This is a genomic window from Exiguobacterium sp. 9-2, from assembly GCF_036287235.1.
Classification (GTDB): Bacteria; Bacillota; Bacilli; order Exiguobacteriales; family Exiguobacteriaceae; genus Exiguobacterium_A.
Genome location: NZ_CP142850.1, coordinates 1,153,414 through 1,169,057, shown reverse-complemented (window position 1 = coordinate 1,169,057; position 15,644 = coordinate 1,153,414). Strand labels below are relative to the sequence as shown.

The following is a 15,644-nucleotide window of genomic DNA, read 5'->3' as shown; positions in this document are numbered from 1 at the left end:
AGTCATTTTTAACCTTGTTGGTTCTCTTCATCGGATGGCTCGACATCGCCATCTTCATCAGAAGCATGCGACAAATCGGGTGCCTCTTCACTTGAAGCTTCGTCATCTGGTCGTTCTGTTTTCTCAGCTTCTTGATCTTGATGCTTCGTTTCTTTTTCATCCTTCGATTTTTCCGGAACCTCCGTATTGTCTTGCGGGTCACGTCCGGCAATCTCATCCTTCGTCATCCGGTTTCCTGAAGTAATCGGGTCCGTCTCTTTATCATGTTGATCAGCCATTTGGCATCCCCCTTAAAATGTACTTGTTCCACATTTTAATGTATTCCCGACTGAAGAACGGTTAAACCTCAGCACGCCCTCGAACGATGTCCTCGATGAGTAATTGTTCAATCGGCTGAGGGTGATGGACCTCGTAGCCTTGCATATAAAGTTGCTCATCCAACACTTGAATCTGTTGCAATTGCGACGTGGTCTCGACTTCCTGAATCACGAGCGCGATGTTTAACGTCGACGTCAAGGAATGAACAGAGCGAATCATCGAACGCTCTAACTGATTTTGCACGAGTCGACGTGTAAAGATTGGATCGAGCTTGACTGCTTGGACTGGTAAACGCAATAACGAATTAAGTGACGCGTAGTGACTACCGAAATGATCGACCGTCAGACGGTAGCCTGCTTGGCGCAGCTGCTCCAAACGTTTGATTGCAAAACGACGACGCGTCTGCAATACTTCCTCCCGTATTTCAAGAATGAGTCGTTCGTCCGGGAAATACGATTCTTCTGTCAGTCTCAGTAATTCTGAAAAGAGTTGATCCGACTCGAACTGGCTTGCCGATAGATTGACGGCGACGGAAATCTTACGTCCAAATGTCTCCTCCAAGCGCCGTTGATCCAGGATCGCCTGACAGATCGTAAATCGACCGATGTCTGGGAAAATCTCCATCTTCTCGGCAATCGGAATAAAATCCGTCGGACTGACGAACCCAAGCACAGGATGATTCCAGCGTAGAAGCGCTTCGACCGCGACGTAGCGTTCTTGTTTCGCATCAACGATCCATTGATAGTAGAGCTCGAATTGTCCCCGTTCTAGTGCATGCGAAAGCTCTGATTCAAGAACTGATGCAAATGGATGCTGTTCCGCATTCCGATTTGGATTAACAAATGAGGTTCGCTGTTTCCCCTCTTGTTTGACTTGTTGCATCAAGGCTTCTGCTGCGTAGATTTGTGTCTGGCGACTTGCCATATCACCGGTCAGAAGACTGACGCCAGATGATGCCGTCACCTGAATCGGTTCGGCTGCAACACCAACGATCGGTTGCTCAATCGCTTCCGTGACGATGCGAGCGTAATCTTCCGCATATTGTTCGAATTCCTGTTCCTGTTCGAGTGCTGCTAAGACGACGAATTCATTCCCATCCATTCGACCGACGACATGATTCGGTAAAGGAACATATTTCAGCCGATTCGCGATTTCGCGTAGCACTTCGTTCCCTGCCCGGTACCCATGCGTCGCATTAATCGCATGGAAACGGTCGAGGTTCAACACCATTAAGAAAGCAGGATGAATCGTCACACTTGAGATCAGTCGATTCATGTACCGTTCGTTATAGACATCTGTTAGCGCATCCTTGATGACATACGTTTCGACGTTGATCGATTTACTAATAATATCCGCATACCGCTCGACGAGTGCGATATCCTGCTCCTTGAAGTCGAATGGTTGATCATCAAAGGCACATAATGTCCCGATTTTTTCATTTTCCGCATTTTTGATCGCTACTCCTAAAAAGCTACCGTTCCCAAGAGCTTTCGTGACCGGATGATTGACGGTCAATGGATCGTTGAGCAATTCATTGATCGAGACCTTCCCGTCCGTCTCATCGACGACCAGCTTACAGAGGACATGTTGGAAGACATGGGTCGAGCCTTCTTCGATCAACTGACGTTCTTGATTGATTGCCTTGACGACAAAGTTGCTGTATGAGTCGTTCAATGCAAAAAATAACGTATTGACGCCAATTCGTTCACTCAGCTTTTCAAGAATTTCCTCAACGAGTGGATGTAATGCTTCATAACGAATATGTGAGTTATTCACCGTGTCTTCCTCCTTTCTGAGTCTGTCGTCGGTCATACGCCGATCGGAAGTTGAATGATGAAGGTACTGCCTTCCCCTTCCGTCGATTGGACGGAGATTGCTCCGCCATGATCGAGGACGATCATCCGACAAATCGCGAGTCCTAAGCCCGTTCCGCCAATTTTGCGCGTATCCGAGTTATCTGCTCGGTAAAACTTATCAAAGATGTAAGGGAGCGCTTTTTCTGGAATACCAAGCCCTTCATCTGAAATCTCAATTCGTAATTGATCTGACTGATTTGATCCTTTGATCCGAATCGCGCCGCCTTCGGGCGAATATTTAATCGCGTTCATGATCAAGTTCGTAAACAGTTGTTTCATCTTCTCACTGCTGGCTGAAATCGTATAGGATCCCGGACTAAATTGGACACTGATGCGATGTGCGCGACTCGCAAGATCGAACATCGGCTTCATCTCGAACATCAATTGTTTTAAATCAAGTAATTCTTTTTGTGTTCCGTGTGTCGAGTCTTCCCCTTTTTGAATTTCCAAGATGTCATTGATCAATTCCGCCAATCGAACGGTTTCCGAATGAATCGTCTGCAAATAGCGTTTCTGCCGCTTCGGATCGACTTCTCGTTTCATCAATAACTCCGTGAAGCCCATGATCGAAGAAAGCGGTGTCCGCAACTCGTGCGAAACGATCGAGACGAACTCTGCCTGCTTAAGGTCGAGCTCCTTGTCTTTCGTCACGTCACGTAAGACAAGCATCATCCCCCATTCAACGTTCGCAATCGCAATCCGTTCAGCGTAGGCACTGAGCAACAAGTTCCCCCTGAATGCCGATAACTCGATCGTTTCTCCCGGAATATCACCGTTCATCAGTTGACCGATGTAATCATGAAGTGCTTCCGGCTGATCGACATGTTCAAACAGCGACGTCGCCCGTTCATACGCGTGACGGAACCCTTGCGCCTGATTGACGAGTTTTGGTGGAAACATATTCAATAAGGCCTGGTTCGCATAAATCTGCTCCCCGCTACTCTCGATATATAGGACAGCTTCCCGAATCGAATCGAGTAGCTGATACGTCTTGATTTTTTCATGCTCCATTTGATGGAACAGGAGATGGCGTTCAAGCGTCATTCCAAGTTTTCGTGATAGATCAAGTAAATCCCCGACTTGTTCTAAATTGAACTGGGCGAAGGCATGGCGGATGTATAGCAGTCCGACGACTTGTCCGTTGCTTGGAGACTGCACGGGAATTGCTGACTCGAACTGGTCGCCGAGTGGCAATTGGACCGATTTACGCATGACGAATGCGCGACGCAAGACCGAATATTGATCGAGATCTTTTTCGATCAGCTCCATATCGTCGATCCCTTGTGCGACGAAATGATTTAACTGCTCCCGCCGGTACAAGAGGATAGCTCCTTCTTCTACCTCAAGCAGTTGCAACAAGATCATCAAGACAGTCTCACAGGCTGCTTCAACATTTTGTGTCGCCAACGCTTCCATGATTTCATTGCGTTGCTTCAATTTCACTTCGACGTTTCGTAAATTCTGTTGTAATCGATTGATTTCACGTTGATCGAGTGATGTGAATCGTGCCTCAGTTGATGCCGGAACCGTTCCTTGGCGCAATCGGTAAGGGCGATCCTTCGAGTGGTCGCGTAAAATTCGTTTCAACGTGTATCCTCCTTTCTGATTTCATTCATGCTTTAAATTATATCACGGTCCGTACCGTATCAACAGTTCCAGCACTGTCTTCCTTACATGCTGGTTTGCACTAATGTACGAAATGATTCTTCAAAGGAACGGTCCGCATCACGCGTCCGTTTTTTCGGTCCCTTCGTACGCCCGCCTGCTCGTCGGATTTGTTGTCCGACATGGCGAGTGTGGAGCAATAAATCGATATTATCGTTCGTGAACTGGCGACCATTTTGATCAATTGCGAGTCCCCCTCGCGCTAAGACGAGTGCTGCCAGACCAAAATCCTGGGTCACAACGAGATCGCCACGTTTCATCCGATTGACGATCGCATAGTCGACGGCATCTGGTCCTTGTCCGACGGTAATCGTCGTCGCTCCTTCTCGGATCATCTGGTGTGCCGTATCACAAACTAAAAAGACGTCACGTCCCTGTCGGTGTCGAATGACAAGATCGACAACGGGACATCCGTCCGCATCTACGAAAATAGACATTTGAATCCTCCCTTATTGTTTCCACTATCAGTGTCACAAATCGAAAGATTTTTTGTCAAGTCGCGCTTCCCATTTGACCGTCTCTTCGTTCTTCCGGACAATAGAAAAGAGAGGATGTGTTGAAATGAACGCTGCGACGTTCCAATCTTTTTACCTGTTATTGAAAAAAACGAAACCACCGGTCGGTTTATTATCTGCCGCCGTTTCCGTCTCCGTCATCCAAGCGCTGGCTGCGCTCGCCATTCCTTGGTTCTTAAAGACGTTGATTGATGGTTTTACTGTCGATCGACTGACACCACAATTGATCAGTCTATTTGTGATCGTTTTCCTCGTCCAAGTCGTCGCGAACGCTTTATCGATCTATTGGTTACAGATCGTTGGTCAACGGATCGTCGCCAATTTACGAACGCTTCTATGGAAGCATCTATTGACGCTATCGATTCCGTTCTATGATGAGACAAAATCCGGTGAGCTCGTCTCACGACTCAATAGTGATGCAACGACACTTCAGCAATTGCTATCGGAACAACTCGTCCGTTTGCTGACGTCACTCGTCTCAATCATCGGAGCAATCACGATCCTATTCTTCCTCGATTGGCAAATGACGCTCGTCATGGTCATCGCTGTCCCCGTGACCTTGTTGATCATCATTCCGCTCGTCCGCAAATTACACAAGATTTCTCGTGAGACTCAGAAGGAACTTGCAGGATTATCCGGTTTTTTTGCCGAGATGCTCGGTGAGGTCCGACTCGTCAAATCACAAGCAACAGAAGACTATGAGCTGGGACGAGGAAAAACGCGGATTGAGAACTTATACGGATATGGTGTGAAGGAAGGACGAATTCAAGCCCTCTTGTTGCCGATCTTTAACGTCACTCTAACGACGATGCTGATCTTGATCATCGGTTTTGGTGCCTACCGCGTTGCGACGAACCAGATCACGGCGGGTGAACTCGTCGCCTTTTCGCTCTATTTGTTCCAAATCATGACACCGCTCGTGACGATGACTGAATTCATCACGAAGTTACAGAAAGCACGCGGTGCGACAGAGCGAATCATTGAGCTTCTCGATGAATCACCGGAAGTACCTGGAACGCTTGTAGCATCTCGTCCGTTTACGGACGTGACGGTCGAACACCTGTCATTTGGATACAATGAGACGTCGATCTTACAGAATGTCAGCTTTACGTTACCACGCGGCAAGACGACAGCAATCGTCGGTCCGAGTGGCTCCGGTAAAACGACATTATTTGCGTTACTTGAGCGATTTTATCAACCGACGTCAGGACAAATCCGTCTCGGAGATCAACCCATTTCTGATTTGACGTTATCGTCTTGGCGACAGGCAATCGGATATGTCGCGCAGGATTCCCCCGTCTTATCAGGAACGATTCGTGACAATCTCGTCTACGGTCTGACAGATGACATCAGTGAAGACAAAATCCGTGCGGCTGCACGGATGGCGAATGCCGATACGTTCATCGAACGATTCCCGGAAGGTTATGCGACTGAGATTGGAGAACGGGGCGTCAAACTGTCTGGTGGTCAACGCCAACGAATTGCGATTGCACGTGCACTCCTCCGTGATCCGGAAATTCTGTTGCTTGACGAAGCGACATCCAGTCTCGACTCCGAGTCGGAACGTGTCGTTCAAGAAGCACTCGAGCGATTAATGGTCGGACGGACAACGTTTATCATCGCCCATCGTCTCGCGACGGTCCGTCATGCCGATCAAATCATCGTTCTTGAAGATGGTCAGATTTCAGGTATCGGGACACATGATCGACTTGTCGTCGACAATCCATTGTATAATAAGCTCGTAACGCAACAATTCATCGGCACGGAACGTGCAAGGGGGAATCACGTATGAATACAGTCGGTTTCATCGGATTAGGTGTCATGGGACAAGGCATGGTCCGCAATCTGCGTAAGGCAGGTTTTACAGTCAAAGGATACAATCGCACGAAAGAGAAAGGACTCGTCCTTGAAGCAGATGGTGTCGAAATCGTCGATACGATTCAAGATGTCGTCACGGATGTCGACGTCGTCATCTCGATCGTCGGTTATCCGCAAGACGTCGAGCAGATCTACTTCGAAGACGGCATACTCGATCATGCGACACCAGGAACGATTCTGATTGATATGACGACGTCTAGTCCGGCTCTTGCTGAACGAATCGCGCAGGAAGCGACAGCACGCGGTCTTCAGGCACTTGACGCACCTGTCACGGGCGGTGATCTCGGTGCGAAGAACGGAACACTCGCGATTCTCGTCGGTGGTGAAGAAGCGGCTTTCGCACAAGCGAAGCCATTATTCGAGGCGATGGGGAAATCGATTTCACTCTTCGGTGGTCCTGGTAAAGGACAATCGGCGAAGCTCGCGAACCAAATCGCAATCGCCGGATCGATGATTGGAACAGCGGAGATGTTGTTGTTCGTCACACGATCCGGAATCGATCCGACACAGTTCATCGAGACGATCAAATCTGGTTCTGCCGGTAGCTGGAGTCTTGAGAACTTGATTCCGCGCGTCATCGCCGAAAACTACTCACCTGGTTTCTTCGTCAAACACTTCATCAAGGATATGCGCCTTGCCCTCGAACGCGGCGCTGAGATGGGTATCGCGACACCTGGTCTCGCACTCACGAAAGACTTATACGAACAACTTGCTGAGCTGGGTCACGCCGATTCCGGTACACAAGCGCTTTATCTATTGCTCGCTGAGCGTTCACGCGCTTCCGTAGAATAAGCAAAAGCCTGTACGCTACGTCTACTGACGTAATGTACAGGCTTTTTTACGTTCATCCCTTAACGGAACGTGTTGGTTTCAAGCGTTCATAGAAGTGTGCCATCGTCGTATCGAAGTATGGCGTCAAGAAGATGACACCCACTGTACTAAGTAGTGCGAGGATCCCCCAGCCGATGAAACTCAAGTAAAGCATGATCAGTTCACGCTTATGCCCTTTCATCATCCGGCGGCTTTCACCAAGTACTTGCCAAAACGATAATTCCGGTCGATCGACTAAAATATACGGAACGAGACGATATGCTAGGTAAAAGTATAGTGCCGGTAAGATCAAAAATGATCCAACATAGACCAATACCGTTACGATCGCATATGCGGCAATCGTCCGGAAAGCACGTCGAAACGAAGAGAACCCTTCGAACAGTGTTCCGATTCCGGCAGACTCCTCGCGGGTGAAACGTAAGTAAGCAATTGTTCGACCAACCGTCACTGGAGCCAGGACGATCGTGACGACCATGTTCAGTGCGATGAATCGAACCATACTATCAATGTCATCTTGATCAAATGACATCCGGCTTGCAGCGAGCGCAAAAATAAGGAAGTAGATGATCGAGATGCTTAATCCGACCAACCATTGTCCTTTTAACGTACCAAGAGCAGCTTGTTTCAATTGTTTAGGGTTCATGTCGTACTCCTTTATATCCACTATTTCCACTTTTGATTTTAGCCCAGTTCCTTTGAAAAACCTAGTTCTCCCACTCTGCTTTTCATCTGCTTGAAGCGAATCGTCGAAAAGTCGTCACGAGCGCATGAAAAAATCCATTTCCCTCATCTCAACAGATCAGAAAAATGGATTGATTCACTCGATGATCATCCTAGGAGTCGTGTCAACGCCTCAACGCGTTCTTTTTGAATGGCACCGTCTTGTAAGACCGCCGATCCTACATGCAGTTCGGACGCCTTCGTTGCTTCAAGAAGTGCCTCTGCATTTTCAAGTGTGATGCCGGATCCTGGTAAGATGATCAAGTCCGGATAGTCTGCAATCAAACGTGCGATTGTCTCTTTACCTTCTAGTGCCGTCGCTTGACCACCTGACGTCAAGATCCGGTCGACTTCCGGAAAATCAGCGAGTACTTCTGCCGCTTCAAAAATATCACGACTACTGTCGATTGCTCGGTGGAACGTCAATGACAGTTCCCCTTTATGTTTGATGATGCGACCGAGGAAACCTTCGTCGACACGACCGTCTGCTGTCAATGAGCCGACGACGATCCCGGCTGCACCGAGTTCACGGATCAAGTCAATATCCGTGATGATTGTCTCCTCATCTGATTTCGAATAGACGAACGACTTACTATGTGGTCGCACGAGGACGTGAACCGGAATCTCGACCGTCGAGACGACTTGACGGATCAGTCCGTAGCTCGGCGTCAATCCCCCTTCGGATAATGCGGAAACGAGCTCAATCCGGTCCGCTCCGGCTTGTTCTGCTGCGACCGCTTCTTCTACGGTCGATGCGATGATTTCTAACATGATACATCCCTCCCGCATCAGTGTATCATGAGACGACCATCCAGTTCACGCGTTCGTTGAACAGTTTCATCTCCCATGATGGCGGATAGGAAGCTGGACTGAGGACGATTTTCGCGCGCCGGAACTCTGCCACTTTATATTTTCGGTTTCCTTGGAACTCGTCATTGGCTAAGAAGGCGTAGACATCTTTTGTGCAACTAATGACCGCTTTTTGGATAAGTGACGATTCGATATCATCACTGACGAAGCCTCGCTCAATCTCAGCACCATCAAACGATAGGAAACAGGCATCAAAAGCATAGGCATCCAGCGCTTGCAATACCTCGACCCCGACCGTCTGTCCGTATGCATCGACTGTTCCGCCTAACAATCGAATTTCCCCAGTGAACGGTCCCGTCTTACGGCACTGCTCCAAGTGACTGGCGACGATCAGTGAATTCGTGACAATCGTCGCGTTTCCCGTTAAATAAGGTAACAAATGCTCGACCGGTTCTCCCCGTCCGAGAAAGATACAGGAATAGTCACTGAGCCACCCTTTCGCATAGCGCGCTAAACGGCGGGACAGCTGATCCGTTCGCCGTGAGATCGGCGTCTCCCGTTTTCCTCCTTGATAGATAGCACCGCCATAGACACGCTTCAATTGACGTTCGCGTTCCAACTCCTCTAAGTAGCGTCGTACCGTTTCTCCCGAGACATCGAGACGTTCGATCAAATCCTTCGTCATGACTTTCCCTTCCTCTTCCAGCCATTCCATGATGCGTGATTTCCGCTCTTCTCCTAATAACGACACGTGCGCTTCCCCCTTTACAGACCAGTTCTAGTTCTAGTGTAGCGAACGTCTGTAAAGGTCTTGTAAATCCGATGTAAATAAACGTGTAGTTCCTATGAAATGTCGTTGAATTCGTCCGTTATCCGACTCTTTCATCAAACGAAAGACGCGCCTGCCTCTCAATGAGTGAGATGCAGACGCGTCATTAGTCGTTCATTCAGATGATTTCTTTGCAAAGAGTGGAATCTTAGACTCTGTTCCTTGGCGAATCCGTTGGATGTTATCACGGTGCTTGAAGATGACGAACAACGCAAGAACCGTAAAGAAGGTCGGAACGATCCAATCGTTCGTCAAGACGCCGATCGTGATCGACACGACAATCCCGACACTTGCTGCGACAATCGAACTAAGCGAGACCATCCGGCTCAGGCGAAGTGTCGTCAAAAAGGATACGAGCAGAAAGATGAAGAGAATCGGACTCGTCACGAGCAACATCCCACCAGACGTCGCGACTGCCTTTCCGCCCTTGAACTTTGCGAAAATCGGATAGATATGACCGACGACAGCCGCTAATCCAGCAAACAGCGGATGCACATCCGCGCCCATCAAGATCGGAACAAGGCTCGCGACGGCTCCTTTTCCAAGATCACCGATCAAGACGATGATTCCTGCCTTTTTCCCCAAGACACGGAACGTATTCGTCGTTCCGAGATTCCCGCTACCTTGTTGACGAATATCGATTCCGTGTCCCCATTTCCCGACAAGTAATGCGAACGGAATCGAACCAAGCAGATAGCCAAGAACCAAAATCCCTATGATTTCAATCATAGTCAACCTCCAACCTCTTAGTGACCGACTTTCATATATTCCTCAAGAGTCTGTCCGTTATTTTTAATTTGTGTCGCGACATCGACTCCGACATAACGAATGTGCCATGGCTCATACGTATAACCCGTCCGCGACTGGAAACCACGGTCGTAACGAACGATGAAGCCGAACTTCGCTGCGTTATTCGCGATCCATTTTCCTTCTTTCGTATCGCCAAGAGCGGCAGTTAATCCATTACCTACGCTTGGTGCCGAAATATCAAAAGTGAGACCGGTCTGGTGTTCACTGTGACCAGGGCGTGCTGAATATTGATCAGCAGCTGCCTTGCCGTCACGTGCGACATAATTATTATACAATACTTTTTGACGTGCGCCGGAACGGAATCCGCTGACAGCGTTCAATGTCACGCCTTCTTTTTTAGCAGCAGCGAACATCTTTTCCATCTGTTTCGCAGCTGGTGCTCGCATGTAGCTTTGTTCAAGTACACCCGAATAGGAGAAGCTGACGTTTGGAACGACGAGATCCGACGGCTTGTAGTCGATTGGCAAGCTATACTTCTTGTTGACAACGACGAGCATTCCAAGCGAAAGATCGGCTTTGGCATCTGCTGATTTATCGACGTCTGGCGTCTCATCTTCTGGTTTCGATGGTTTTTCCTGCTCTGGATCCTGAGACGAACTATCCGGTTTATCCGTCGATTCGTCCTTTTTGTCTTCTGTTTTGTTCTCTGCTGCAGGTGTATCATCTTTCTTTTCTGTTTCATCCTTCGTTGCGTCATCCGAAGATCCTTGGTCCTCTTGTGTCGTCTCATCGGATGATTTGTCTTCAGATGACTTGTCTTCTTGTTTTGCATCTTCTGACGTATCGTCTTTCGTTGTTTCATCTGTTTTGTCTGTTTTGTTTGTTTCTTCTTTGTTCGTGTCTTTTGCTGTGTCTTCTTTTTTCGTTTCGTCTTTTGATTGTGTTGTCTCATCTGATTTCTGTTCAGTTTTCGTCGTATCGTCCGCTTGTTGATCTCCAGGATTACATCCTGCAAGGAGAAGCGCTAACGTACTAACGGTTACGATTTTTTTCATGAGTAAGACCCCTCTTCTTTTTATGCTTCTCTATGTTACCGCTAATTGTTCCATCCGTCGAGCCTACTTCCAACAGATGGACTAAGACCCTACCTTACTTCAGCTTCTTTATTTTCGCAAATGATTCTGACTTTGTCATCGGTCGTTAGTACCAAGTGCTAAATTTTACTGTTCAGGGTGCAAATAAAAAAAGCGGAACCGATTCAATAAAATCGATCCCGCTATTGTTGTACATCTTCACGCTTCCGTTAAGAGTGCTGCGTCCGTCTCACTCATCTTCTCGTAGATGTCGTGCCAGTTTGGGAACACCTTCGGCAAACGAATCGGTCGGAAGTTTTCCTTCTTGACGACGACATGTGTCGTCTTTGCCGATACCGCAAGTTTTCCGTCTGGATGCTTGACGGTATAACCATAAATCGTCCGTAAGCCATCGTAATGATCAATCCAGACCGTGACGACCGCCGTATCACCGTACGTCAACGAGCGCTTATAATCGAGATTGACATTCGTAACCGGGGAGACATAACCCGCATCTTCCATCTCCTTGTAATTAAGACCCAAGGACTGGATTAATTCTGTCCGTGCCAGTTCCAGATAGACGAGATAGTTCGAATGATAGACGATGCCCATCATGTCCGTCTCGGCGTACCGAACAGGTATTTCAATCGTATGCATGTAGCTTCCCCCTTAAAAATCCTCTTTTTCAAGATAGGACCATTCTGAACCGGATAAGCTAACTTTGTCAATTAATCGCATCGATTGTTTCGCGATCGCCTGTTCGACAATCGTGATCGCCGCCCGTGCGTTTCCGTTCGGAACGACATCGATTTTCTCGGTAAGCGTCTGTCGCGCGTCCTCCGTCAGCTCATATCCGAATCGTGCCGCATATCCTTCAATGATTTGAATCAACTCGTCTGGCGAATAATTTGGGAAGTGGAACGACCGCTTGAAGCGCGACTTCAATCCCGGATTACTCGCGAGCAAGGCGTTCATTTGTTGCTCGTAACCAGCAAGAACAACAACGAGATTGTCTTGATGTTTCGTCATCTCATCCACAAGCGTATCGATTGCTTCCTTCCCAAAGTCATTTGCTCCACCGTTTAACGCATAGGCTTCATCAATGAATAAGACACCACCCAGCGCGTCTCGAATCGCGTCGCGTGTCTTTTGCGCGGTCTGTCCGACATATCCGGAGACGAGGTCAGCTCGGCTGACGACTTTCAAGTGTCCGCGTTTTAAATAGCCGCATTGTCGTAAGACATCGGCATAAAGCTGAGCGACAGTCGTCTTACCGGTTCCACTATTGCCGCTAAAGACCGCATGCAGTTCGACCGGTAATACCTTATAACCGGCTTCACGACGGCGTTTTTGCATTGATAATAAGGCTTCGATCTGTTTCAATTCATCCTTTAGATCAGACAATCCGACGAGCGAAGCGATCCGTTCTTCCACCGTCGCGTCCGGTTCTTGCACCATCTCGAAATCTTCTTGTTCGAGTAAGGCAAAGTCTTCGTGACTGGCACTCTCTCCAAGGCTTGCTCCCTTCTTGAAGATCGCATCAAGCACGATATTGCGAACCGCCCGTCCGTTTCCGAAACTCGCGTCGACGCGCTCCCGCTCGAGCCGACCGAGCAACGCCCGCTCTGCTTGTTCCGTCAAGACGTAATCATTTGCCGTCGCAATCGAGCGTCCGATCGCGAGCAGCTCTTGATCCGTATAGTCTGCAAGCAGATAATGATTCGATTCCGGGAAACGGCTTCGTAGTCCGGGATTTGCCTTCAGGAAATCACGCATCTCTTCCGGATAACCAGCGAGGACGACTGCAAACCGTCCCGCATATTCCCCACTCGTCATCGCAGCGACGAGCGTATCGATCGCTGCCTGCCCATAGTCGTTTCCACTTTGTCCGGCACGCTTTAAGGCGTAGGCTTCATCGATGAAGAGTACACCTCCGACAGCTTCCCGGACTTTGCTCATGACTTGTTCTTCCGTTTGTCCGACGAAGGCACCGACGAGCGACGAACGATCCGTCTCGACGACTTCTGGTCGTTCGAGTAGTCCAAGTTCATGATAGATCTTCGCCATCAAACGGGCAAGCGTCGTTTTCCCGGTCCCCGGGTTCCCCATGAAGATCATGTGTAGCGATGGTTGATCACTTGAACGATAGCCGTCTTCCGACCGTTTTTGTTGGTACTTCAAAAAACGATACATGTGGTGGACCCGTTGTTTAATGTCTTCGAGACCAATCATTGCGTCGAGTTCCTCGAGTGCTGATCGTTCAACTTGTTTGCTTTCGACGGGAAGTAAGGCAACGACACGCTTAAGATCCTGAATCGTCGTCGCCTTCAATTCCGTCATCTCACGGAACGCTTCTCGGGAATAGAAGCGTTCTTGTAAGCTATCGACGAATGTCTGCGCCGTCTGCTCGAGCGTTGCACTCGAACGTAGCAATGCCGTTCCAGCATCAAACAGTTCCGTCCAGCGTTCGGCATCTAGCCGACGAAGTCGTTCTGTCAGTTCGACGATTTGATCCGTCTCCTCGACGATTTGGCTCGCTTGGAGAATCAGTTCCTTTGTCGCAGATCGTTTCGCGTTTGCATTGTCCGTCTCACGAATCGTCGGGAACGTATGCGCGACGAGACGCTGATACGTACTTTGTAGTTGTTGCTCCGTTAATAACTGCTCAAGACGTGCTGGCAAGCGACCATGCTGACGGATTTCTTGCATCCAGCTCTCAGCTAAGGCGTCCAGTCGTCCTGTCATGATATAGCGATGCTCGACAAGTAACGCTAAGATACGGACGAGTGCTTCCGTTTCTCCAAGTAGCCGACTACTTTGGGCATAACGTAGCGCAAGCACCTCCTCAACTTTCGCGCCCTCTTCCCACGCCTTGATTTGATTGAACATCTCCTCTTTCGAGAATGCTTCCATGTTGAACCTCCTGCGTCTCGAAAAAACCGACTTTGTCCGCTACCGTTTCGTAGCGTCATCGCCGGTCGTTTCTTGTTTATTTTGCTTTTAGCCATTCCTTATCGAACGTATCAATTGTCTCAAAACTCTTCATCTTGACAGAGTAGAACAATTTACCATTATTGCGTGATTCGGCACCGAGGACTTTCGAACGGTCAGATGCGATATAATACGTCGCTTGTTCCTGGTTGTTTTCTTTATCGAAAATCGATGGATACTGTTTGATCCATTCTTCAGGAACCGTGCTCGATGGTTCTTTTTTCACGTAAACGTCCGCAGCCATCCCTGCAATGTCTGCTTCTCCCTCGACTTGTCCAAAGTCCCCTTTTTTAATGAAGGCGAGAATCTGTTCATTGAATCCACGAGAGAGGAATGGACGCGGCGCACTGACGCTTTTGCCTGCTTTCGTCTCATTGACTAACTTCCCTGTCGCATCATACTCACGGAACATTGTGCCGTTCCAGATCGCAAGCGATCCTTTTGACGGTCCGTCTACGACTTCTGTCCGAAAATGCCCTTTGTCGTCAAACACGACTTCATATGTCCGGGCTTCGAGCTCATCTTTTTTCGTTGCGAGTTTCTTCTCGACATATTGAATGCGTGTCATCGTATAAAACGGTTTGACCGTTGCGGCTTTTTCATCGCTTGCGGTCTGCGTCTTGTTCAAGAGATAAAAATTGTAGGCAAGGAGGATCGCCATTGCCACGATTGCTACTGCAATCCACGTGCTCGTTCGTTTCGTCATGCCATGTACACCTTCCTAGCTCAAGTCTCTATTCCCTATCATCGTATCGGTTTTAAAGGGGAAATACAAAGGGTTTGTCCAAGATTTCACGATTTCTGAGTAAATTCGTCAGACTTTTGAACAAATCAGAAAATGTTCAGGACGACAGAAAAAGGCGAACCGAATGAATTCGGCCCACCCTTGATTACGTTTACGCTTCCTTCGGCGTCAGCGAGACGATCATCGACTCATCAACCAAGTAATAACTATGATGTGGCATTTCACGTAAATAACCATCCTGAAACAACATCGCACAGTCGACTTGAAACGTTTTGCTATACGGTTTCAAAGGAAGTTTTTTCACCCGGTCAAAATAGCGATCGACAGCAACCTGGACATGATCCATCTCATAGACAAGTTCCCGGTCTTTTGCTTCCATGATGGTGAATGTCTCACGCGACATGTAAAACACTTGTGTCGAGCGTGCTTTCAAATACGGCTCCAGCTGTTTCAGGTCGATCCGCTGCTCATTATCTAGAAGCACTGTCCGATTCGTCCCTTTCGGTAGTTCAGATTCAAACGCATGCGTCGCTTGTTTGACTTCATCAAGCGTCACGTCACGCATCGGCAACGGTCGGTCTTCCTTCGGTTGAAACCACTTCTTGAATCGATTCATCGAATTCCTCCTCTCGTCAAAAAAAGGTGGGGTTTCCCCCACCTTTG

15 protein-coding genes are annotated in these 15,644 nt (G+C 48.4%); 2 read left to right on the top strand and 13 right to left on the bottom strand.

The annotated features are described in order from the left end of the window. Window positions 1-8: 8 nt before the first annotated feature. From VJ374_RS05995 to VJ374_RS05980, 4 genes are all read right to left on the bottom strand, one after another. Entirely contained in the window at window positions 9-278 is a 270-nt protein-coding gene (locus VJ374_RS05995; protein WP_035408622.1) for a hypothetical protein, read from the bottom strand. Window positions 279-339: 61 nt separating this feature from the next. Further along, complete coding sequence (locus tag VJ374_RS05990) at window positions 340-2,094, bottom strand: EAL domain-containing protein (RefSeq protein WP_329470536.1); 1,755 nt, start codon at window positions 2,092-2,094, stop codon at window positions 340-342. A gap of 32 nt (window positions 2,095-2,126) precedes the next feature. Then, window positions 2,127-3,761 carry a sensor histidine kinase gene (locus VJ374_RS05985; protein ID WP_231496873.1) on the bottom strand — a complete coding sequence of 545 codons (1,635 nt, stop codon included), beginning with the start codon at window positions 3,759-3,761 and terminating at the stop codon, window positions 2,127-2,129. An 83-nt stretch (window positions 3,762-3,844) separates the two neighbouring features. Then, window positions 3,845-4,276, bottom strand: a complete 432-nt coding sequence (locus tag VJ374_RS05980) for a YaiI/YqxD family protein (protein ID WP_290749380.1) — start codon at window positions 4,274-4,276, stop codon at window positions 3,845-3,847. A 124-nt stretch (window positions 4,277-4,400) separates the two neighbouring features. Between VJ374_RS05980 and VJ374_RS05975 the strand changes: the two genes are divergently transcribed. Continuing rightward, window positions 4,401-6,146 (top strand): ABC transporter ATP-binding protein, encoded by a 1,746-nt coding sequence (locus VJ374_RS05975; protein WP_329470532.1) that lies wholly within the window; start codon window positions 4,401-4,403, stop codon window positions 6,144-6,146. Then, window positions 6,143-7,024, top strand: coding sequence for an NAD(P)-dependent oxidoreductase (locus VJ374_RS05970; RefSeq protein WP_329470531.1), 882 nt, complete (start codon window positions 6,143-6,145; stop codon window positions 7,022-7,024). The genes VJ374_RS05975 and VJ374_RS05970 overlap by 4 nt, the downstream gene beginning before the upstream one ends. A gap of 52 nt (window positions 7,025-7,076) precedes the next feature. On the opposite strand, the gene VJ374_RS05965 is transcribed toward VJ374_RS05970, so the two are convergent. From VJ374_RS05965 to VJ374_RS05925, 9 genes are all read right to left on the bottom strand, one after another. Next, window positions 7,077-7,706 carry a DUF975 family protein gene (locus VJ374_RS05965; RefSeq protein WP_329470530.1) on the bottom strand — a complete coding sequence of 210 codons (630 nt, stop codon included), beginning with the start codon at window positions 7,704-7,706 and terminating at the stop codon, window positions 7,077-7,079. Between the two features lie 185 nt (window positions 7,707-7,891). Next, window positions 7,892-8,554: a copper homeostasis protein CutC gene (locus tag VJ374_RS05960; RefSeq protein WP_056060596.1), complete on the bottom strand. Its 663-nt coding sequence runs from the start codon at window positions 8,552-8,554 to the stop codon at window positions 7,892-7,894. A gap of 25 nt (window positions 8,555-8,579) precedes the next feature. Further along, a complete protein-coding gene (locus VJ374_RS05955) occupies window positions 8,580-9,344 on the bottom strand; it encodes a DeoR/GlpR family DNA-binding transcription regulator (RefSeq protein WP_056060593.1) in 765 nt (254 codons plus the stop codon). A 192-nt stretch (window positions 9,345-9,536) separates the two neighbouring features. Further along, entirely contained in the window at window positions 9,537-10,151 is a 615-nt protein-coding gene (gene plsY / locus VJ374_RS05950; protein ID WP_035408639.1) for a glycerol-3-phosphate 1-O-acyltransferase PlsY, read from the bottom strand. A gap of 17 nt (window positions 10,152-10,168) precedes the next feature. Continuing rightward, window positions 10,169-11,227 (bottom strand): D-alanyl-D-alanine carboxypeptidase family protein, encoded by a 1,059-nt coding sequence (locus VJ374_RS05945; protein ID WP_329470526.1) that lies wholly within the window; start codon window positions 11,225-11,227, stop codon window positions 10,169-10,171. A gap of 237 nt (window positions 11,228-11,464) precedes the next feature. Next, entirely contained in the window at window positions 11,465-11,902 is a 438-nt protein-coding gene (locus tag VJ374_RS05940; protein ID WP_035408645.1) for an acyl-CoA thioesterase, read from the bottom strand. Window positions 11,903-11,914: 12 nt separating this feature from the next. Further along, window positions 11,915-14,158 carry an AAA family ATPase gene (locus VJ374_RS05935; RefSeq protein WP_035408647.1) on the bottom strand — a complete coding sequence of 748 codons (2,244 nt, stop codon included), beginning with the start codon at window positions 14,156-14,158 and terminating at the stop codon, window positions 11,915-11,917. A 76-nt stretch (window positions 14,159-14,234) separates the two neighbouring features. Next, window positions 14,235-14,942 (bottom strand): hypothetical protein, encoded by a 708-nt coding sequence (locus VJ374_RS05930; RefSeq protein WP_035408650.1) that lies wholly within the window; start codon window positions 14,940-14,942, stop codon window positions 14,235-14,237. A gap of 190 nt (window positions 14,943-15,132) precedes the next feature. Then, the gene (locus tag VJ374_RS05925; RefSeq protein ID WP_035408653.1) at window positions 15,133-15,597 is read right to left on the bottom strand and encodes a DUF3939 domain-containing protein; all 465 of its coding nucleotides are present in this window, start codon (window positions 15,595-15,597) and stop codon (window positions 15,133-15,135) included. Window positions 15,598-15,644: the final 47 nt, after the last annotated feature.

What these genes read in the sequence shown, in the direction of transcription:
- VJ374_RS05995 (WP_035408622.1), bottom strand. Translation starts at nt 278, where the DNA reads ATGGCTGATCAACATGATAAAGAGACGGACCCGATTACTTCAGGAAAC.
- VJ374_RS05980 (WP_290749380.1), bottom strand. Translation starts at nt 4,276, where the DNA reads ATGTCTATTTTCGTAGATGCGGACGGATGTCCCGTTGTCGATCTTGTC.
- VJ374_RS05975 (WP_329470532.1), top strand. Translation starts at nt 4,401, where the DNA reads ATGAACGCTGCGACGTTCCAATCTTTTTACCTGTTATTGAAAAAAACG.
- VJ374_RS05970 (WP_329470531.1), top strand. Translation starts at nt 6,143, where the DNA reads ATGAATACAGTCGGTTTCATCGGATTAGGTGTCATGGGACAAGGCATG.
- VJ374_RS05965 (WP_329470530.1), bottom strand. Translation starts at nt 7,706, where the DNA reads ATGAACCCTAAACAATTGAAACAAGCTGCTCTTGGTACGTTAAAAGGA.
- VJ374_RS05960 (WP_056060596.1), bottom strand. Translation starts at nt 8,554, where the DNA reads ATGTTAGAAATCATCGCATCGACCGTAGAAGAAGCGGTCGCAGCAGAA.
- plsY (WP_035408639.1), bottom strand. Translation starts at nt 10,151, where the DNA reads ATGATTGAAATCATAGGGATTTTGGTTCTTGGCTATCTGCTTGGTTCG.
- VJ374_RS05945 (WP_329470526.1), bottom strand. Translation starts at nt 11,227, where the DNA reads ATGAAAAAAATCGTAACCGTTAGTACGTTAGCGCTTCTCCTTGCAGGA.
- VJ374_RS05940 (WP_035408645.1), bottom strand. Translation starts at nt 11,902, where the DNA reads ATGCATACGATTGAAATACCTGTTCGGTACGCCGAGACGGACATGATG.
- VJ374_RS05935 (WP_035408647.1), bottom strand. Translation starts at nt 14,158, where the DNA reads ATGGAAGCATTCTCGAAAGAGGAGATGTTCAATCAAATCAAGGCGTGG.
- VJ374_RS05930 (WP_035408650.1), bottom strand. Translation starts at nt 14,942, where the DNA reads ATGACGAAACGAACGAGCACGTGGATTGCAGTAGCAATCGTGGCAATG.
- VJ374_RS05925 (WP_035408653.1), bottom strand. Translation starts at nt 15,597, where the DNA reads ATGAATCGATTCAAGAAGTGGTTTCAACCGAAGGAAGACCGACCGTTG.